Here is a 19011-nt window from a genome sequence, read left to right as displayed (position 1 = left end):
CGCCATATCCGGATCAATGCTCTTCGTACTGGGTGAAACTCGGATCGGCGAGATCCGCAAAGCGGGTGAATTCGGACTGGAAGGCGAGCTTCACCGTGCCGGTCGGTCCGTGACGCTGCTTGGCGATGATGACGTCTGCCGTGCCTTTCACCTTGTCGAACAGGGCTTCCCACTCGGCATATTTGGGATCGGAAATATCGCGCGGTTCCATGTTCTTGACGTAATATTCCTCACGGAACACGAACAGCACGACGTCGGCGTCCTGCTCGATCGAGCCGGATTCACGAAGGTCGGAAAGCTGCGGGCGCTTGTCTTCGCGGTTTTCCACCGCACGGGAAAGCTGTGAGAGCGCGATGATCGGAACGTTGAGTTCCTTGCCCAGCGCCTTCAGACCCGTGGTGATCTGGGTGATTTCCTGCACGCGGTTTTCACCGCCCTTGCCGCCGCCGGTCATCAGCTGAATATAGTCCACGACCAGAACATCGAGGCCGCGCTGGCGCTTCAGGCGGCGGGCGCGGGCGGAAAGCTGGGCAATCGAGATACCACCGGTCTGGTCGATATAAAGTGGCACCTTCTGCATCATCTGGCTGCAGGCGACGAGCTTTTCGAAATCGGCCTCGGTAATGTCACCACGGCGGATTTTCGAGGAGGAGACTTCCGTCTGCTCGGAAATGATACGGGTGGCCAGCTGTTCGGACGACATTTCGAGCGAATAAAAGCCGACGACGCCGCCGTTCTTCGCCTTGAACGAACCGTCCGGCTGCACTTCCTGCTCATACGAGGCGGCGATATTATAGGCGATGTTGGTTGCAAGCGAGGTCTTGCCCATACCCGGACGACCCGCAAGCACGATAAGGTCGGAACGCTGCAGGCCGCCCATGCGGCCGTCGAGCGAATGAATGCCGGTGGAAATGCCGGAGAGGTTGCCGTCGCGTTCGAAGGCGGCGCCCGCCATGTCGATCGCCAACGCCACCGCATCGTTGAACGACTGGAAACCGCCGTCGTAACGGCCGGTTTCCGCCAGCTCGAACAGGCGGCGTTCGGTGTCTTCGATCTGCGCCTGCGGTGGCATGTCGAGCGGCGCGTCATAGGCGATGTTGACGACATCCTCGCCGATCTGGATCAGCGCGCGGCGCAGCGCCAGATCATAGATCGCCCGACCGTAGTCTTCCGCATTGATGATCGATACGGCTTCGGCCGCCAGACGTGCGAGGTACTGCGCCACCGTCAGGTCGCCGATCTTGTCGTCGGCCGGCAGGAAGGTCTTGATCGTCACCGGATTGGCGGTCTTGCCCATGCGGATGATATCGCCCGCCACCTCGAAAATCTTGCGGTGCAGCGGCTCGTAAAGATGCACGGGCTTTAAGAAGTCCGAGACGCGGTAATAGGCGTCGTTATTGACGAGGATGGCGCCCAGCAGCGCCTGTTCGGCCTCGATGTTGTTCGGCGCCTCGCGGTAATGCGGTTCCGCTGGCTGCGCGGGGGTGATCTTTCTCACAGCGTCGTTCATGGTTTGCGCGATCTCCCTTTGCCTTTGTCCTTAAACCTCGGGTTTGGCTTCCTGGGGCATGGCAGTCAATGATATTGTTGCAACACTCTGTGGCAGGCTGACGTCTGCTCCGTGCAGCTGGATCACATCTTCAGTTGTCCCCAGCAATCCACAGGGTGGTGGGAACGAGGTGCCGGAATTTTCCGGCGAGGTGATTCGCTGCCATGAGTTTACCGCATGGCAGACCCGGCACGAAAGAAACTTGAAAATCATCAGGCTTCCGAATAAATAGGCAGAAAATAAATAGTATCCTAATTATAAGGCTTGCTGATATGTCCCGCGAGACCGACAAGGAACAGCTTCTGGATGAAGTCTCCGCTTTCACCCGCAAACTGCGCGCGTTTTTCGATGCGCGGGTAGGGGAAAGCGGGCTGACGCTGGCCCGTGCGCGTGCGCTTTTTGCGCTGTCGCGGCGCGGTGCGCTGACCCAGACGGAACTTGCCGAGGAAATGGAAATCGAAACCCCGACGCTGGTGCGGGTGCTGGATGGCATGGAGAAACAGAACCTCATCGAGCGCCGCTCCGATGAGAACGACCGTCGCGCCAAACGCATCCACATGACGGCGGAAGGTGAGAAGACCTCGGAAACGGTGCAGGCGGTGGCAAAGACGCTGCGTTCGGAAATCGCTGCCGATATTTCCTCACAGGAACTGGCGATGGCGCTCGATGTGATGCGCCGGCTTTCCGCCAATCTGCAAAACCTCGCAGCCGGGAGGGCGCAATCGTGAGCAGCGTGTTGCCGCAAACCACGGATGAGGCCGCTTCCGAAAACGCCGAGGCGACCGTCGCCACCACAGCGTTTCCGAAAGAGGAGGCGCCTGCGCCGTCAAGTGCTGCGGACGCGGGCGAGACCGTGCCGGAGCCTGCCCCTCCCGCCGCGCCGCAGCCGGTTGAGCGGCCGCTGTGGCTGCGGCTCTGCTTTATCTTCGCCGGCCTGTCGTTCTTCATTACCCAGGGGCTGGGCATGAACCTCCTCATGGCCAATATCTACCAGTTGCAGGGCGAGTTTTCCGCAACGGTGGCGGAGGTGGCGTGGCTTTCCGCCGCCTATATGGCGCCCTATGCCACCTTCTCCATCGCGCTCTTCAAGGTGCGGGCGCAATATGGCCTGCGGCCCTTTGCCGAACTCTCGATCGTCGCCTTCGTTGTCGCGTCCTGTCTCAATCTCTTCGTCACGGATCTGCATTCGGCCATCGTCATCCGTTTCGTCAGCGGCATGGCGGCGGCGCCGATTTCCTCGCTCGGCTTCCTCTATATTCTGGAGGCCTTTCCGCCGGCGCGGAAATTCTCGCTCGGTTTCAGCATCGCCCTGACAGGCACCCTGCTGTCGGCGCCGCTGGCCCGCATCGTTTCGCCCTCACTGCTGGAAATCGGTGGCTGGAACGCGCTCTATTCCATGGAAGTGGGATTTGCGCTGATCGCCGGCGCCATGATCCACATTCTCAAGGTCACGCCGCCGCCGCGCGCGAAAGTCATCGAGCGCATGGATATTCTGAGTTATCTGCTGTTTGCCGGCGGTCTCGGTTGCCTTGCGATCATGCTCACGCTTGGCCGGTTCTACTGGTGGTTCGAGACGTGGTGGCTGGGCGCGCTTCTGGCGACGTCGATCGCGCTTCTGACGCTGATGGCCTTCATCGAACTGCCGCGCAAGAACCCGCTGCTCGACCTGCGCTGGATTTTCTCGAAGACCAATCTGCATGTCATTGCGGTGCTGCTCGTCTACCGCGCGGTTTCTTCCGAACAATCCTCTACGGCGGTCAGCTTCTATCAGCAGCTCGGCCTGCTGAACGACCAGACGACCACGCTTTACGCGCTGGTGCTGCTGGCCACCGTGCTTGGCGGTGCCGCCTGCGCCTGGCTGATGCTGACGAAATATGTCGATACCGCCCATGTGATCGCGCTGACACTGATCGCCGCCGGCTCGTTCATGGACAGCCAGTCCACCAATCTGACGCGGCCCGAGCAAATGTATCTCAGCCAGATGATGATTGCCTTTGGCGCGGCCATGTTCCTGCCGCCGGTCATGTCCAAGGGGTTTGCTGCAGCCCTTGCCAGAGGTGCGCCTTATCTGGTGAATTTCATCACCATCTTCCTGTTTACCCAGATCACGGGCTCGATGCTGATGACCGGGCTGCTCGGCAGTTTCGTAACGCTGCGGGAGAAGTTTCACTCCAATATTCTGGTGGAAAATATCCTGCTCACCAATCCCCTGGTCGCCCAGCGCGTGTCGCAGCTTTCCGGCTCCTACAGCCATGTCATCACCGATCCGGCGCTGCTGAAGGCGGAAGGTCTGGCGCTGCTTGGCCAGCAGGTCAGCAGGGAAGCCTATGTGCTCGCCTATAATGATACGTTCCTGCTGATATCCGTCGTTTCTGCGCTGGCCTTGGTCGCGCTTTTACTCCACCTTGCATGGTTGCGCATCCGTCCGTTCCTCGCGGGGAACAATGCCGATGCCGCGCCGGCGCCACAGTCTTGAACCTCCAAGAGTGACATTATGCTGAAGAAGTTTTTTACTCCCGTTTCCATCCTCGTTCTACTCGGCGGCGTCGCCGGTGTGGCGCTCGTGCTTTACGCCTGGCGGCTGCCGCCTTTCCTCTCCACCGTTGAAATGACAGACAACGCCTTCGTGCGCGGTTATGTGACGACCATGAGCCCGCAGGTCAGCGGTTATGTCGTGGATGTCCCGGTGAAAGACTATCAGGAAGTCAAGCAGGGCGCCCTGCTGGCCAGGATCGATGACCGCATCTATCGCCAGAAACAGGCGCAGGCGGAAGCCACGCTCGATACCCACAAGGCAGCGCTCGACAATTCCCGCCAGCAGGAAAATGCCGCCAATGCCAATATCCGCTCCAGCGAGGCGGCGGTCGACAGCGCCGAGGCTTCGCTGAAACAGGCGCAGCTCGCCTCCGACCGGCAGGATAACCTCATCAAGAGCGGTGCCGGAACCTCCAGCCTGCAGGAAGAAGCCCATGCCGCGCTTGAAAAGGCACGGGCATCGCTGTCGCAGGCGAAAGCGGCGCTCGAGGTTTCCCGTCAGGATCTGCAGACGATCATCGTCAACCGCAGCTCATTGCAGGCCGCCGTCGCCAATGCCGAAGCCGCCGTCGAGCTCGCCCGTATCGACCTCGCCAATACCGAAATCCACGCGCCTGTGGATGGCAGGCTCGGCGAAGTTGGCGTCCGCACTGGCCAATATGTCACCGCCGGTACGCAGCTGATGGCCGTCGTGCCGCATGATGTCTGGGTTATCGCCAATTTCAAGGAAACCCAGCTCGCCGGCATGCAGGTGGGCCAGCCGGTGACGATTTCGGTCGACGCGCTGCATCGCCGCAAGCTGACCGGCCATGTGGAGCGGTTCTCGCCCGCGACGGGTTCGGAATTCGCCGTCATCAAGCCTGACAATGCGACCGGCAATTTCGTGAAGATCGCCCAGCGCCTCGGCGTGCGGATCGTGATCGATGCGGATCAGCCGCTCGCGGCTGAGCTTTCGCCGGGCATGTCGGTGGTGGTGCATGTGGATAAGAGCAAGGCGCCGGATGGGGCGGAGACGGCGGCGAAGTAGTGGGCAAGCTTGGGTGGGTGTCGTTCACCCCTCTGTCCTGCCGGTCATCTCCCCCACAAGGGGGGAGATCGACTCGTGGTTAAGTCTCACCCATCTCAACGTTTGCGAATGAAGCGGTGGTAGCACCTCCTGCCGATCTCCCCCCTTGAGGGGGAGATGCCCGGCAGGGCAGAGGGGGGTATCCAACGGCAAACTCGAAGCCCGCAAACAAAAAAACCCGGATGTCGCCATCCGGGGTTTTCCTTTGACCGTTAAGCCAAATCTTATTCGTCGTCGCCGTCGCGGTCAGCTTCCGGATCGAAGAAGTCTTCCGGACGCAGCGCGTCTTCGTCAACGCCGTAGATGGCGTCAGCGGAGGTGAGGCTTTCGCCCTTGGCCTGACGTTCTGCTTCTTCAGCCGAACGGGCAACGTTCAGCTCAACCTGAAGCTCGACTTCGGCATGCAGGTGCAGGGTGACGTTGTGCAGACCGATGGTCTTGATCGGCGTGTTCAGTTCAACCTGGTTGCGGCCGATGTTGAAGCCTTCGGCACCGAGGATTTCGACGACGTCGCGGGCAGCAACAGAACCGTAGAGCTGGCCGGTTTCGCCAGCCGAACGGACGACGATGAAGGACTTGCCTTCGAGAGCCTCGGCAACCTTCTGGGCTTCCGACTTGCGCTCGAGGTTACGGGCTTCGAGCGTTGCGCGCTCGGTTTCGAAACGGGTCTTGTTGGCGGCGTTGGCGCGCAGCGCCTTGCCCTGCGGCAGCAGGAAGTTACGGGCATAGCCGTCGCGAACCTTGACGGTTTCGCCCATCTGGCCGAGCTTGTTGATGCGTTCGAGAAGAATAACGTCCATCTTCTTGATCCTTTCTATGGTTTGGTTTCGTTCGTTGTGTCGGTTTTCCGTGCCGGCGTCAGAGAGATCGTGCTGCGCACGTCGCTCAGGCCGAGCACGAGAATGATGAACAGCGGAAAGACAAAGACCGCCGAGAGATAAGCGAGGATGAGAACCGGCAGCCGCCAGTCCTTTCCGCGCGCTTTTTTATGCAGCGAGGCATAACCCGCCATCAGGAAGCCCGCGCCGAAGGTGCCGCAGATGACGGCACCAACCATGGCGGCGACGCCCCCGAAGAACATGGCGACGATGCCGCCGAGAAAGATGAAGATCGCATTGCGGTGCATGCGCAGCGCGGAAGCAATGTCTTCGCGCGGACGAAGTCCCTTGCCGAAGGAACCGACCAGCCGGGTCGCGAAATAATAGGCCGCAAACAGCAGGATGACCCAGAGGCCGCCCTGAACGATCGGCAGCATCAGTACGAACAGCGACTTCGCCCGCGCCAGTCCCTCGACATCGGGTTGGAACAAAGGTTCGCTATTCTGAACCGAGGTCATAATCACGTCGATCAGACGCGCGACGAGATCGGGACCATAACCGATCATCCAGCCGAGAATAACGACGGCGACAGAGACCAGAATGCAAAGATGCAGCACGATGCCGGACAGCGGATACCAGGCAAGCAGATCATCCGGGCCGCCAAGTTCGGAAGCCGGGCGCGCCAGATTGGCGAGATGCGAAAGCCAGCCGGCCGGGATCAGCGTGAAGATGGCAATGGTCAGCGCGAAAAGCGGCGACATGACCAGCGCGCCGATAAGGGCCGTGGTGATGATGGCGACGACGGCGGCGCGATTGCCCCAGCCCATGCCGGCGATCAGGATCGGCATGGCGGAACCGGCATAGAGCAGGAAGGAAAAGGACGACTGTGCCGTTGCGCCAAGCGTTAAAAACGCGGCGCATATGCCGGCGAGAACGCCGGTGATCAGCACTGTCTGGTTCAACTTTTGCACTTCGCTGTCCTGCTGAAACTAAAGCAGTTAGAGGATCGCTCCTTGGAGCCTCATCCCCAACATGGGTTTTATGGTATCGATCCGCGCCCAACGCGGAAGGATGAGTACTTCTCGACCCGCTGATTAAGAGTCAGCTGCTTCGAGGAAAACGAGGCCGCGCCAAAGCGCAGCCTCGCTTCAATTCATTACGCTACGACGTAGGGCAGCAGGCCGAGGAAACGGGCGCGCTTGATCGCCTGGGCGAGTTCGCGCTGCTTCTTCTGGGAAACGGCCGTGATGCGGGACGGAACGATCTTGCCGCGCTCGGAAATGTAGCGCTGCAGGAGACGAACGTCCTTGTAGTCGATCTTCGGAGCGTTGGCGCCGGAGAAGGGGCACGTCTTGCGACGGCGGTGGAACGGGCGGCGTGCCTGGGAAGAGGATGCGTCAGCCATTGATCAAAACTCCTTCTTATGCACGGTCTTCGCGCGGACGGCGCGGACGGTCTTCGCGGGGACCACGATCTTCACGCGGGCCACGGTCCGGACGGTCGCCATCGCGGCGCGGACGGTCGTCACGGTCGCGCTTCTGCATCATCGCGGACGGGCCTTCTTCGTGGGCTTCGACGGCGATGGTCATGTAGCGAAGAACGTCTTCGTTGATGCGCATCTGGCGCTCAACTTCATGGATGGCGGCCGCCGGAGCGTCGATGTCCATGAGAGCGTAGTGAGCCTTGCGGTTCTTCTTGATGCGGTAGGTGAGGGACTTCAGACCCCAGTTCTCGATGCGTCCGACTTTGCCGCCGAACGATTCGATAACGCCCTTGTACTGCTCGACAAGTGCGTCGACCTGCTGGGCAGAAATATCCTGCCGGGCAAGGAAGATGTGTTCGTAAAGAGCCATTTAAGCTTTGCCTTTCTTGCGTTTCGTCCTTCACCCGGCAACGGCGCTAAGCCTCAACGACTGCTCCTGAAAAGGCACGAGGCCTTAAAGCAAGAAAAGCGTTGTTCGAGACGGTCGAGAGCGGAGACACGGGAGGCCGGAAAAACCTTATGGTTCCTGCTGTTCCGTTGCCGGAACCAGCCCTCCGTTCAGCCACCAGCCAATTGGACCGGGTGTTGTGAACAGCGCGCTTATACGGATTTTTGCCCGGAATGCAAGGGCAAGAGCGAAAAAGCGCGCCGGTCGATCCTCAAATCGCCATCGGATATTGCCGATGGATCGCCGCAATGCCCTTCAGCACCTCGTCCGACAGGGTCACATCCGCCGCTGCGATATCCGTCTTCAACTGTTCCATCGTCGTTGCGCCGATGATGGCCGAGGCCATGAAGGGTCGGGTGAGGCAGAAGGCGATGGCGAGCTGGGCCGGGTCGATCCCGTGCGCGGCCGCAAGCTCCAGATAGGCCTTGACCGGGGCTTCCTGATGCGGCTGCAGGCGGCCGCCGAGGTCGTGATTGATGCTGGCGCGCGATCCCGCCGGACGGGCGCCGTTCTGGTATTTGCCGGTGAGCAGACCCGCCGCCAGCGGCGAATAGGCGAGCAGGCCGACATCTTCATGATGGGCGACTTCCGCCATGTCGAGGTCGAAGCTGCGATAGAGCAGGTTATATTCGTTCTGGATGGTGGCGATACGCGGCAGGCCGTTGGCCTCGGCGATATCGATATATTTCTGCGTGCCCCAGGCGCTTTCGTTGGAGAGGCCGATGGCGCGGATCTTGCCGGCTTTCACCAGTTCGCCGAGCGTTTCTAGCTTTTCGGTGATTTCGGCGAGCGTACGCTCTTTCGCCTGACCGGAAGCATCGAAGCTCCAGACACCGCGGAAATGGTAGGTGCCGCGATTCGGCCAGTGAATCTGGTAGAGGTCGATGTAATCGGTCTTCAGCCGCCTGAGGCTGGTATCCACCGCCTCGCGGATTGCGGTGGCGTCAATATCGCGGCCGCCGCGAATATAGTCGCGGCCCGAGCCGGCGACCTTGGTGGCGAGCACGACCTGATCGCGTTTGCCGGTCTTTTCAAACCATGTGCCGATGTAATCCTCGGTCCGGCCCTGTGTTTCGGCGGAAACGGGGGTGGTGGGGTAAAGCTCGGCCGTATCGAAGAAATTGACGCCGTTTTCGACGGCGTAATCCATCTGCGCATGCGCTTCGGCTTCGGTATTCTGCGTGCCCCACGTCATCGTGCCGAGGCAGATTTCGGACACGGAGATACCCGTGCGACCCAGTAGTTTCTGTTTCATGGAGGTGTCCCGGTGCTTGGCCAGTTTTGGAAGGTGGTGTGAAACTAATCGGGAATTGCCGCAGTGCAAGAAAAAATATGATGAAAAGAAAGGGGAAAACGGGACGGCAAAACCCCTCACAACAGCCTGCCATAGGGCTTCAAGCCTTGACTTCGCCGGCGGGAATGTGAATGGAAGTCCGAAAGAATAAAGGCAAGGCCAGACAAGAAGGACGACATCCCATGGGTATTGCATTCACATTTCCCGGTCAGGGAAGCCAGGCCGTCGGCATGGGCAAGGAGCTGGCGGATACCTATCCGGAAGCGCGCGCCGTGTTCCAGGAAGTCGACGAGGCGCTTGATCAGAAGCTTTCCGACATCATGTGGAACGGCCCGGAAGAGACGCTGACGCTGACGGCGAACGCCCAGCCGGCCCTCATGGCTGTCTCCATGGCGGTCATGCGCGTTCTCGAGGCGCGCGGCTTCAAGCTGTCCGATACGGTTTCTTATGTGGCCGGCCATTCGCTCGGCGAATATTCGGCGCTCTGCGCCGCAGGCACCTTCTCGATTGCCGATACAGCCCGTCTTCTGCGCATTCGCGGCAATGCCATGCAGGCCGCCGTGCCGGTCGGCGAGGGTGCCATGGCTGCGATCATCGGGTTGGAGCATGATGCGGTCTCAGCCATCTGCGAGGAAGCGGGCGTGCTCGGCGTCTGCCAGATCGCCAACGACAATGGCGGCGGCCAGCTGGTCATTTCCGGTGGCAAGGCTGCCGTCGAAAAGGCAGCCGCGATCGCTTCCGAAAAGGGCGCCAAACGCGCCATCATGTTGCCGGTTTCCGCTCCTTTCCACTCCGCGCTGATGGCGCCGGCGGCGGAAGCGATGCGCGAGGCGCTGGCGAAAGTCGAAAAGCACAATCCTGTGGTGCCGGTCATCGCCAATGTGCGCGCCGCTCCCGTTTCCGACGCCAATGAGATCGCCGCCCTGCTGGTCGAACAGGTGACGGGCCAGGTGCGCTGGCGCGAGACGGTTGAGTGGTTCGCCGCCAACAACGTAACCCAGCTTTACGAAATCGGCTCCGGCAAGGTGCTGACGGGCCTTGCCCGCCGTATCGACAAGACGGTGAACGGCGTTGCCGTCAACGGTGCGGCCGATATCGACCAGCTGCTTGCCACGCTTATCGGCTGAGGCGGGCTTTGCCCCGCACCGGCTTTTTATTTTGACAATTCCCGATGCAGAGCCGCAAAACTTCCTGCGGACTTGCCATAAAGAAGGAACGAACCATGTTTGATCTGACAGGCCGCAAGGCTCTCGTAACCGGCGCGACCGGCGGCATCGGCGAAGAAATCGCCCGCACCCTGCATGCCCAGGGCGCAATCGTCGGCCTGCACGGCACCCGCGTTGAAAAGCTCGAGGCCCTGGCGGCGGAACTTGGCGACCGCGTCAAGATTTTCCCGGCCAACCTTTCCGACCGCGCCGAAGTCAAGGCGCTGGGTGAAAAGGCCGAAGCCGAGCTGGAAGGCGTCGATATTCTCGTCAACAATGCCGGCATCACCAAGGATGGCCTCTTCGTGCGCATGAGCGACGAGGACTGGGACAATGTCATCGAGGTGAACCTGACGGCGATGTTCCGTCTGACGCGCGAGTTGACGCACCCGATGATGCGCCGCCGTTTCGGCCGCATCATCAACATCACCTCCATCGTCGGCGTCACCGGCAATCCCGGTCAGGTCAACTACTGCGCTTCCAAGGCCGGCATGATCGGTTTTTCGAAGTCGCTGGCGCAGGAAATCGCCACCCGCAACGTCACCGTCAATTGCGTGGCCCCGGGCTTCATCGAAAGCGCCATGACCGGCAAGCTGAACGACAAGCAGAAAGAGGCCATCATGGGCGCCATTCCCATGAAGCGCATGGGCACGGGAGCGGAAATCGCCTCGGCCGTGCTTTACCTCGCTTCCAACGAGGCGGGCTACATGACGGGCCAGACCCTGCACGTTAATGGCGGCATGGCGATGATCTGAGGCGCTCCCAAGGCGTCTTGAAATGATTGCGGCGCTGTTCAGGCATCCTCCCGGGTGTCCCGCGCCGCAAGGCTCCGCTTGCCGGTTCCGGCGAAATTGCCTGTCATACGCTGTGCTTAGCGCGTTTTCAGGCTTTTCGACCGATTGAAACCATGTTAAGCGGGCCAAGACTGTGAACAGTCGTCCCGGAGAGACAGGAAGCCGTTGCGATTTTGTGTGACGATGTCTAGCTTGGACCGGGTTGAACGGGTTTGCCAGCGGTGCCGGATTTGAACGGCGCATGAGGGCTTCTAACAGGGCAGGGTGCCGAAAGGCATTCCCTTTCAAAATAAAGGTCGAGGAAACCGACATGAGCGATATCGCAGAACGCGTAAAGAAAATTGTAATTGATCATCTTGGCGTTGACGCCGACAAGGTTGTTGAAGGCGCCAGCTTCATTGACGATCTGGGCGCTGATTCGCTCGACACCGTTGAACTGGTCATGGCTTTCGAAGAAGAATTCGGCGTTGAAATCCCCGACGACGCAGCTGACTCGATCCTGACCGTTGGCGACGCCGTCAAGTTCATCGAGAAGGCCCAGGCCTGATCGACCTTCATCGGGAAGGTGGCATATCTTCCCGTCTTGGCCCGGCTTGTCCGGGCCAATGTTTTATAGGCAGGCGGGACGTGCCCGAAGGGCGCGGGTTCCGGGTGTCGCAAGGGGTTACGGGCCGTAACAACGCTGCCTGTAACTTTCGTGCAAAGATTTAGAAATACTGCAGCCTGTCGCGAGCGCCATTCCACGGTGCCCGGCGTTGCAGAAAGACCGATGATTTGGATAAGGGCGGAGCATTGGCGATGAGGCGTGTCGTTATCACCGGTACCGGCATGGTATCTCCTCTTGGATGCGGAACGGAAGTGACCTGGGAACGGCTTTTGGCCGGCCAGAACGGCGCCCGTCTCGTGACGGAATTCGAGGTCGAGGACCTGCCCGCAAAGATCGCCTGCCGCATTCCCGTCGGCGATGGCTCCGATGGCACCTTCAATGCCGATGACTGGATGGAGCCCAAGGAACAGCGCAAGGTCGATCCCTTCATCGTTTACGGCATGGCTGCCGCCGACATGGCGCTTGCCGATGCCAACTGGCATCCGGAAACGGATGAGGACCAGATTGCCACCGGCGTTCTGATCGGCTCCGGCATCGGCGGTCTGGAAGGCATCGTCGAGGCGGGTTACACGCTGCGCGACAAGGGCCCGCGCCGCATTTCGCCATTCTTCATTCCCGGCCGTCTGATCAACCTCGTATCCGGCCAGGTTTCCATTCGCCACAAGCTGCGTGGACCGAACCACGCCGTGGTGACCGCCTGCTCGACCGGCGCGCACGCCATTGGCGATGCAGCCCGCCTGATCGCGCTTGGCGACGCCGACGTCATGGTCGCCGGTGGCGCCGAATCGCCGGTCTGCCGCATTTCGCTTGCCGGTTTTGCCGCCTGCAAGGCGCTTTCGACCCAGCACAACGACGATCCGCAGAAGGCTTCGCGCCCCTATGACCGCGACCGCGACGGTTTCGTTATGGGCGAGGGCGCCGGCATCGTCGTTCTCGAAGAACTCGAGCATGCCAAGGCACGCGGCGCGAAGATTTACGCCGAAGTCGTCGGTTACGGCCTTTCCGGTGATGCCTATCACATCACGGCTCCGTCCGAGGACGGCGACGGTGCCTATCGCTGCATGTCGATGGCGCTGAAGCGCGCCGGCCTGACGGCGGATGATATCGACTACATCAACGCCCACGGCACCTCCACCATGGCTGACACGATCGAGCTTGGTGCTGTGGAGCGCCTGGTCGGCGAATCGGCTCCAAAGATTTCCATGTCTTCCACCAAGTCGGCCACCGGCCATCTTCTCGGTGCTGCCGGCGCCATCGAGGCGATTTTCGCGACGCTTGCGATCCGCGACAACATCGTTCCGCCGACGCTCAACCTCGACAATCCCGATGTCGAGACGAAGATCGACCTCGTGCCGCACAAGGCACGCAAGCGGCAGGTCAATGTGGCGCTCTCGAATTCCTTCGGTTTCGGCGGCACCAACGCCTCCCTCGTGCTGCGTCGTTACGAAGCATAATCGCGGCGGCGGTTTGCCGTCGCGGTGGCGTCCGCGCCGCAAGCCGCTCGTGGCGGTTGCGGCGTTCTCCTGCCGGACGCTGACAAGCATGTTCTTTCCCTTGAAGAACGCATTGCGGCTTGCGAAAGTCATTCCGATTTTCGCGCCGATATTGTAGTCGTTTATGGAAGGCGTTTGTCGGTTCGGGATAATTTCCGGCCGCAGGCGGCTTCCTCCAGCGGCTTTGTCCGAAACGATGTTCGTGAAGCGGCATATCAGGGCTTCACGATATCTCCATGTGGTGCGGGAAGGCATTCCGAACCTGTTTTTGCCGCATTACCTGCGCAAAAAGCGCTGACAACGCCGAACTGAAAAGGACCGACGGTGAGCGACACGAACCAGAACAGCCAGGGATCATACGGACAAAACGGCGCGGGCGAAGGCAATCGCGGCCCGATCATTCCGAAATCCCCGACGGAGGCCCTGCGACCGGAAAAGGTGCCGGCGCCGCCGAAGCGCTCCCGCAAGGCCCATGGCCAGCTTGTGATCTTCCTGAATTTCCTGATGACGCTTGCGGTCGCCGTCTGTGTGCTGGCCATTGTCGCCTTTTATTACATGATCAATGCGTTCCAGGAGCCCGGCCCGCTTCAGACGAACACCCACTTCACGGTGCGCAACGGTGCGGGCATCATCGAGATCGCCAATAATCTCGAGCGCAACGAGGTTATTTCGAATGCCCGCGTCTTCCGCCTGATGACGGGCAGCTACCTGCAAAAGGACCAGACGCTGAAGGCCGGTGAATATGAGATCAAGGCCGGCGCATCGATGAAGGACATCATGCTGCTGCTGGAATCCGGCAAGTCGATCCTTTATTCCGTGTCGCTGCCGGAGGGCCTGACCGTGAAGCAGATGTTCGCGCGCCTTGCGGTAGACGACGTGCTGGACGGCGAACTGCCCTCGGCCCTGCCGTCGGAAGGCAGCCTGCGGCCCGATACCTATCGCTTCACCCGCGGCACCAAGCGCGAAGAGATCATCAACCAGATGAGTGCGGCGCAGGATAAGCTGATCGACATGATCTGGGAAAGGCGCGACCCCGACCTGCCGATCAAGACCGTCGAGGAATTCGTGACACTTGCCTCGATCGTCGAGAAGGAAACCGGCAAGGATGACGAGCGCGCCCATGTCGCCTCCGTCTTCTATAACCGCCTGAAGAAGGGCATGCGCCTGCAATCCGATCCGACGATCATCTACGGCCTGTTCGGCGGCGAGGGCAAACCCTCCGACCGTCCGATCTACCAGTCGGACCTGCAGAAACAGACGCCGTTCAACACCTATGTGATCAAGGGTCTGCCGCCGTCGCCCATCGCCAATCCGGGCCGGGCGGCGCTTGAGGCCGTTGCCAACCCATGGCGCACGGATGACCTTTATTTCGTGGCCGACGGCACGGGCGGCCACGTCTTTGCCAAGACGCTGGAAGAGCACAACGCCAATGTGCGCCGCTGGCGCAAGATCGAGGCCGAAAAGGCGGCCTCCGGCGGCAATCCCGAAGTTGTCGTGGATGGCCAGCCGGGCGGCGCCGAGGCGGAAAAACCGGCCAACAACTGATAATCGCGACCGGGCCCTGCGATCCACAGGGCCCGGTTTTGTACGGCATGACGGGGGGCTTCCAGATATGACATTGCAATCGATGACCGGCTTTGCGCGCAGCGAAGGGACCTCCGGCCGTTACCGCTGGGCGTGGGAATTGCGTTCGGTGAACGGCAAGGGGCTCGATGTGCGTCTGCGCCTGCCCACCGGTCTGGAGGCCTTGGAAACCGGCCTGCGGGAAATCGCCGGCGCGCGCCTTTCCCGCGGTAATGTTCAGGCCGGGTTGACGCTGGCGATTGCGGAAAACCGACTGGAAGCTGTCATCAACCGCGATGCGCTCGCTGCGGTTCTGGCGCTCAAGAAAGAACTTGGCGATGTTGTTGACGACAAACCGCTAAGCTTCGATACCCTGCTCACGCTGCGCGGTCTGGTCGATTTTCGCGAGGCGGAAGACGATGAGGCGGCGCAGGCTGCGCGCAACGGCGATGTGCTTGCCGGTTTTGCCGTTGCCGTTGAAAAACTGAAGGATATGCGCGAGCGGGAAGGGGCTTCGCTGTTTGCCATCCTGTCCGGCCATATCAACCGCATTGAACAGCTTGTGGACATCATCGAAAACGATCCCTCCCGCCAGCCGGCGCAGATCGCGGCGCGACTTGCCCAGCAGATCGCGCTTATCGGTGAAGGCATGCACGGACTCGACCGGGACCGGCTGCATGCCGAAGCGGCGCTGCTTGCCACCAAGGCGGATCTGCGCGAGGAGATCGACCGGCTGCGCGCCCATGTGCAGGCGTCTCGCGAGCTTTTGGAGAATGGCGGGCCGGTGGGCCGCAAGCTCGATTTTCTTGCACAGGAATTTAACCGTGAGTCGAATACAATCTGTTCCAAATCGAATGCCAGTGCGGTAACCGCAGCGGGCATAGAGCTGAAAGTGGTGATCGACCAGTTTCGCGAGCAGGTTCAAAATCTGGAGTAGACCCTATGGTCCCGGTGAATAATTCTCACGTCACGATTGCCCGCAGGGGGCTGATGCTGGTGATTTCTTCGCCATCGGGCGCGGGCAAATCCACGATCGCGCGCAACCTGCTCGAGAAAGACAAGAATATCAGCCTTTCGGTCAGCGTCACGACGCGGACACGCCGCCATAGCGAGATCGAGGGCATCCACTACCACTTCATCTCCAAGCGCGATTTCGAGCGCATGCGCGACAATGATGAATTGCTGGAATGGGCCGAAGTCCACGGCAATTTTTATGGTACGCCGCGCGAGCCGGTCGAAGCAGCTATGGCCGCCGGCCGTGACATGCTGTTCGACATCGACTGGCAGGGCGCCGAGCAGCTGCAGGACAAGATGAAGGCCGACGTCGTTTCGATCTTCATCCTGCCGCCGACCATGACCGAGTTGCAGTCACGCCTGCACCGCCGCGCCGAGGATACTGAAGAGGTCATCAAGACCCGTCTCCTCAATTCCCGTGCCGAAATCGAGCACTGGCGCGACTATGACTATGTCATCCTCAACGACGACCTGCAGGCCGCCTTCGAGGCCATTGAAGCGATCGTCAAGGCCGAACGTGTCCGCCGCGACCGCCGCCATGGCATGTTCGACTTCGTGAGGGCGTTGCTTGAAGAAGAGCCGCAGCTCTGATTTACGCGATCGGTCCTCGCGCCAGCCATTGGCGCGACAGCCGCTCCTCTGCTGCATCTTCTGCCCAGCCATGGCCCGTGTCGATCGTCTCCAGAACGACATCTGCACCGGCTGATGCCAATTGCTCGGCCAAATGCGGCGCGTCGGAGGGATGACGCCGATCATCGCGGGCGCCCGCCAGCAGGAGTATGGGATATCCTGCAAGGTTCGGAAGACGCTGTTCTTTTCTTGGTGATAACGGGCGAAGCAGAATGGCGCCTTTCGACAGATGACGGTCCTGACATATCGTTTCAGCCGCCATGATCGCGCCGTTCGAATATCCGACGAGAATGGGCCTTTGCCCCGTCTGCTGTGCCACAAAGGCAATGAAGCGGCGCAGTCTGGTTGCCTGATGTTTCAGATCGTCGAGATCTAGCTGCCTGTCGGGTGTTCTGTGAAAAAATGCGAAACCATTCTCCCAGGGAACAGCGCCTCTCGGCGCATATAATACGCCCTTGGGAAAGACGGCCCGGCCAAAAGAAACGAGGTCATCTTCCGTTCGTCCAGATCCATGCAGCAAGACAATTGCGCAGTCGGGCATCCGGGCGGAAATGTCGAGCCTGTAGTGAAAACCGGCACTCTCCACGCGCTTGTTCCTCTATTCGCAGGTGTCCACGAACCCGTGCCGCATTTGGAACAGCACATTAGATGGCGGAACTTACAGGCAGTTCGCCAATGTCACGAATTCCTCCACGGAGAGCGTTTCCGCCCGGCGTGTGGGGTCGATGCCCGCCTTTTCCAGCAGCGTTTCTCCACCAAGGCTCTTCACGCTCTGACGCAGCATCTTGCGGCGCTGGCCGAAGGCGGCTTCCGTGACCTTTTCGAGCTTGCTGACATCGCAGGGCAAGGGCTTGTCCTTCGGCAGCAGATGCACGACCGTCGAGGTTACTTTCGGTGGCGGGCTGAAGGCCTGCGGCGGAACGTCGAAGGCCATCTCCGAAACGGTGCGCCAGCCGGCGAGGACGCCGAGGCGGCCATAGTGATTGTCGCCTTCTTCGGCGACGATGCGCTGGCCGACTTCCTTCTGGAACATCAGCGTCATGGAAAGCCAGAAGGGCGGCCAGGCCTTCGGCAGCAGCCAGTTGACCAGCAATTGCGTACCGACATTATAGGGCAGGTTGGCGATGATCCGCACAGGCTCACCGGCGGGAACCAGACCCTCGAAATCGGTCTTGAGGGCATCGCCCTCGATGACTTCCAGACGTCCGGGATAATGCGCTTCGATTTCCGCAAGAACGGGCAGGCAGCGGCTGTCGCGTTCGACGGCGATGACCTTTTTCGCGCCGAGCGACAGAATGGCACGGGTGAGGCCGCCGGGGCCTGGGCCGACCTCGATCACCGTCACGCCGTCGAGTGGCCCTGCCGTGCGGGCGATCTTCTGGGTGAGGTTGAGGTCGAACAGGAAATTCTGTCCGAGCGATTTCTTCGCATCGAGCCCGTGGCGCTGGATGACATCGCGCAGCGGCGGCAGTCCGTCTATGGCGGCCATTATGCGGCCACCCGGCTGCGGGCGGAAATTTCCGCCGCCATCTTCAGCGCCGCCACAAGGCTCGCTTCATTGGCAATGCCCTGGCCGGCAATGCCGAAGGCGGTGCCATGGTCGGGCGAGGTGCGGATGAAGGGCAGGCCGAGCGTGACATTGACCGAATCGTCAAAGCCGAGCGCCTTGGCCGGGATGAGCGCCTGATCGTGATACATGCACACCGCCACATCATAACGCTTGCGGGCGGCATCGTGGAACATGGTGTCGGCGGGCAGGGGCCCAAACGCGTCGATGCCATCTTTGCGCAGGCGGATTGTGGCTGGATGAACCACGTCGCGATCCTCGGTGCCGAGCGCGCCATCTTCACCGGCATGCGGATTGAGACCGGCAACAGCCAGACGCGGTGCCGTTATGCCGAATTTTTCCCGCAGATCGGTATCGATGATCCGGCAGGTCGTGACGATCAGCTCTTCCGTCAGGGCGGTCGGCACGTCCTTTACCGGAATATGGATGGTTACCGGTACGACGCGGACCTTGGGTCCGGCAATCATCATCACCGGCGTCACCTGCCTGCCGGTCTGGCGCAGGGCAAGATCGGCCAGAAATTCCGTATGGCCCGGAAAACCGAAACCCGCTTCATAAAGCACGGACTTCGCAATCGGATTGGTAACGACAGCGGCGGCCTTGCCCTCGACCGTCAAAGACACGGCGGTCTCGATGGCCTTGATCGTCGCGTGCGCCGCGCCGACATGCGGCTGCCCTGCCTGCACCTCAAAACCGACGGGAAGGGGAAGGATGGGGAAGGCGCGGTCGAACAGGCCGACGGCGTCTTCCGTATTGCAGGTCTCGATATTGACCGGGATGCCGATCAGCGCCGCACGGCTCGCCACCACATCGGGATCGCCGATGAAGATGAAGGGCGGCACGCCGTTCTCCCGGCGTTTCGACCAGGCGGTGATGGCGATATCGGGGCCGATACCGGCTGGATCTCCCTGGGTCAGGGCAAGCGGCAGGGATGCATGTGTCACG

The 19011-nt window shown here is 60.8% G+C and carries 19 protein-coding genes; 10 read left to right on the top strand and 9 right to left on the bottom strand.

Annotated elements, in window-relative coordinates:
* Positions 1-13: 13 nt before the first annotated feature.
* A complete protein-coding gene (locus O3S81_RS14010; RefSeq protein WP_269344077.1) occupies positions 14-1510 on the bottom strand; it encodes a replicative DNA helicase in 1497 nt (498 codons plus the stop codon).
* 311 nt (positions 1511-1821) lie between these two features.
* On the opposite strand from O3S81_RS14010, the gene O3S81_RS14005 reads away from it, so the two are divergent.
* From O3S81_RS14005 to O3S81_RS13995, 3 genes are read left to right on the top strand one after another with little or no spacing between them, the layout of a single operon-like run.
* Complete coding sequence (locus O3S81_RS14005; RefSeq protein WP_269344075.1) at positions 1822-2277, top strand: MarR family winged helix-turn-helix transcriptional regulator; 456 nt, start codon at positions 1822-1824, stop codon at positions 2275-2277.
* Positions 2274-4025: an MFS transporter gene (locus O3S81_RS14000; RefSeq protein WP_269344073.1), complete on the top strand. Its 1752-nt coding sequence runs from the start codon at positions 2274-2276 to the stop codon at positions 4023-4025. The genes O3S81_RS14005 and O3S81_RS14000 overlap by 4 nt, the downstream gene beginning before the upstream one ends.
* An 18-nt stretch (positions 4026-4043) precedes the next feature.
* On the top strand, positions 4044-5111 hold the full coding sequence (locus O3S81_RS13995) for an HlyD family secretion protein (RefSeq protein ID WP_269344071.1): 1068 nt from the start codon (positions 4044-4046) through the stop codon (positions 5109-5111).
* Positions 5112-5374: 263 nt separating this feature from the next.
* On the opposite strand, the gene rplI is transcribed toward O3S81_RS13995, so the two are convergent.
* The 5 genes from rplI to O3S81_RS13970 all read right to left on the bottom strand — a co-directional run bounded on the left by rplI (position 5375) and on the right by O3S81_RS13970 (position 9154).
* A complete protein-coding gene (rplI, locus tag O3S81_RS13990) occupies positions 5375-5950 on the bottom strand; it encodes a 50S ribosomal protein L9 (protein ID WP_077982571.1) in 576 nt (191 codons plus the stop codon).
* Positions 5951-5964: 14 nt separating this feature from the next.
* A complete protein-coding gene (locus O3S81_RS13985; protein ID WP_269344068.1) occupies positions 5965-6939 on the bottom strand; it encodes a DUF2232 domain-containing protein in 975 nt (324 codons plus the stop codon).
* A gap of 185 nt (positions 6940-7124) precedes the next feature.
* Positions 7125-7373 carry a 30S ribosomal protein S18 gene (gene rpsR, locus O3S81_RS13980; protein WP_003502063.1) on the bottom strand — a complete coding sequence of 83 codons (249 nt, stop codon included), beginning with the start codon at positions 7371-7373 and terminating at the stop codon, positions 7125-7127.
* A 16-nt stretch (positions 7374-7389) separates the two neighbouring features.
* Complete coding sequence (rpsF, locus tag O3S81_RS13975; RefSeq protein ID WP_004441041.1) at positions 7390-7821, bottom strand: 30S ribosomal protein S6; 432 nt, start codon at positions 7819-7821, stop codon at positions 7390-7392.
* A gap of 289 nt (positions 7822-8110) precedes the next feature.
* Complete coding sequence (locus O3S81_RS13970) at positions 8111-9154, bottom strand: aldo/keto reductase (protein ID WP_269344060.1); 1044 nt, start codon at positions 9152-9154, stop codon at positions 8111-8113.
* Positions 9155-9375: 221 nt separating this feature from the next.
* Between O3S81_RS13970 and fabD the strand changes: the two genes are divergently transcribed.
* The 7 genes from fabD to gmk all read left to right on the top strand — a co-directional run bounded on the left by fabD (position 9376) and on the right by gmk (position 16460).
* A complete protein-coding gene (gene fabD / locus O3S81_RS13965) occupies positions 9376-10320 on the top strand; it encodes an ACP S-malonyltransferase (RefSeq protein WP_269344058.1) in 945 nt (314 codons plus the stop codon).
* A gap of 95 nt (positions 10321-10415) precedes the next feature.
* Complete coding sequence (gene fabG / locus O3S81_RS13960) at positions 10416-11153, top strand: 3-oxoacyl-[acyl-carrier-protein] reductase (protein WP_269344056.1); 738 nt, start codon at positions 10416-10418, stop codon at positions 11151-11153.
* A gap of 349 nt (positions 11154-11502) precedes the next feature.
* On the top strand, positions 11503-11739 hold the full coding sequence (locus O3S81_RS13955; RefSeq protein WP_003502080.1) for an acyl carrier protein: 237 nt from the start codon (positions 11503-11505) through the stop codon (positions 11737-11739).
* Between the two features lie 251 nt (positions 11740-11990).
* Positions 11991-13253: a beta-ketoacyl-ACP synthase II gene (fabF, locus tag O3S81_RS13950; RefSeq protein WP_269344044.1), complete on the top strand. Its 1263-nt coding sequence runs from the start codon at positions 11991-11993 to the stop codon at positions 13251-13253.
* Positions 13254-13616: 363 nt separating this feature from the next.
* Entirely contained in the window at positions 13617-14837 is a 1221-nt protein-coding gene (mltG, locus tag O3S81_RS13945; protein WP_269344042.1) for an endolytic transglycosylase MltG, read from the top strand.
* Between the two features lie 67 nt (positions 14838-14904).
* Positions 14905-15792, top strand: coding sequence for a YicC/YloC family endoribonuclease (locus O3S81_RS13940; protein ID WP_269344041.1), 888 nt, complete (start codon positions 14905-14907; stop codon positions 15790-15792).
* Positions 15793-15797: 5 nt separating this feature from the next.
* On the top strand, positions 15798-16460 hold the full coding sequence (gene gmk, locus O3S81_RS13935) for a guanylate kinase (RefSeq protein WP_269344040.1): 663 nt from the start codon (positions 15798-15800) through the stop codon (positions 16458-16460).
* Position 16461: 1 nt separating this feature from the next.
* Here gmk and O3S81_RS13930 read toward each other — a convergent pair whose 3' ends face one another.
* The 3 genes from O3S81_RS13930 to pdxA all read right to left on the bottom strand — a co-directional run bounded on the left by O3S81_RS13930 (position 16462) and on the right by pdxA (position 19010).
* Positions 16462-17085, bottom strand: coding sequence for an alpha/beta hydrolase (locus tag O3S81_RS13930; RefSeq protein ID WP_269344039.1), 624 nt, complete (start codon positions 17083-17085; stop codon positions 16462-16464).
* Between the two features lie 72 nt (positions 17086-17157).
* A complete protein-coding gene (gene rsmA, locus O3S81_RS13925; RefSeq protein ID WP_269344038.1) occupies positions 17158-17988 on the bottom strand; it encodes a 16S rRNA (adenine(1518)-N(6)/adenine(1519)-N(6))-dimethyltransferase RsmA in 831 nt (276 codons plus the stop codon).
* Positions 17988-19010, bottom strand: a complete 1023-nt coding sequence (gene pdxA, locus O3S81_RS13920) for a 4-hydroxythreonine-4-phosphate dehydrogenase PdxA (RefSeq protein WP_269344036.1) — start codon at positions 19008-19010, stop codon at positions 17988-17990. Before pdxA ends, rsmA begins: the two co-directional genes overlap by 1 nt.
* Between the last annotated feature and the right edge of the window lies 1 nt (position 19011).

Source organism: Agrobacterium sp. SOY23 (assembly GCF_027212525.1).
Taxonomy (GTDB): Bacteria; Pseudomonadota; Alphaproteobacteria; order Rhizobiales; family Rhizobiaceae; genus Agrobacterium; species Agrobacterium tumefaciens_I.
The sequence above is the reverse complement of the archived record's forward strand: the minus strand, read 5'-3'. Positions and strand labels throughout refer to the sequence as shown.

Coding starts and splice junctions, on each gene's coding strand:
- rpsR (WP_003502063.1), bottom strand. CDS start 7,373: ATGGCTGACGCATCCTCTTCCCAGGCACGCCGCCCGTTCCACCGCCGT.
- O3S81_RS13995 (WP_269344071.1), top strand. CDS start 4,044: ATGCTGAAGAAGTTTTTTACTCCCGTTTCCATCCTCGTTCTACTCGGC.
- fabF (WP_269344044.1), top strand. CDS start 11,991: ATGAGGCGTGTCGTTATCACCGGTACCGGCATGGTATCTCCTCTTGGA.
- O3S81_RS14005 (WP_269344075.1), top strand. CDS start 1,822: ATGTCCCGCGAGACCGACAAGGAACAGCTTCTGGATGAAGTCTCCGCT.
- O3S81_RS13955 (WP_003502080.1), top strand. CDS start 11,503: ATGAGCGATATCGCAGAACGCGTAAAGAAAATTGTAATTGATCATCTT.
- O3S81_RS13940 (WP_269344041.1), top strand. CDS start 14,905: ATGACATTGCAATCGATGACCGGCTTTGCGCGCAGCGAAGGGACCTCC.
- rpsF (WP_004441041.1), bottom strand. CDS start 7,821: ATGGCTCTTTACGAACACATCTTCCTTGCCCGGCAGGATATTTCTGCC.
- fabG (WP_269344056.1), top strand. CDS start 10,416: ATGTTTGATCTGACAGGCCGCAAGGCTCTCGTAACCGGCGCGACCGGC.
- O3S81_RS14010 (WP_269344077.1), bottom strand. CDS start 1,510: ATGAACGACGCTGTGAGAAAGATCACCCCCGCGCAGCCAGCGGAACCG.
- rsmA (WP_269344038.1), bottom strand. CDS start 17,988: ATGGCCGCCATAGACGGACTGCCGCCGCTGCGCGATGTCATCCAGCGC.
- gmk (WP_269344040.1), top strand. CDS start 15,798: ATGGTCCCGGTGAATAATTCTCACGTCACGATTGCCCGCAGGGGGCTG.
- rplI (WP_077982571.1), bottom strand. CDS start 5,950: ATGGACGTTATTCTTCTCGAACGCATCAACAAGCTCGGCCAGATGGGC.
- fabD (WP_269344058.1), top strand. CDS start 9,376: ATGGGTATTGCATTCACATTTCCCGGTCAGGGAAGCCAGGCCGTCGGC.
- O3S81_RS13970 (WP_269344060.1), bottom strand. CDS start 9,154: ATGAAACAGAAACTACTGGGTCGCACGGGTATCTCCGTGTCCGAAATC.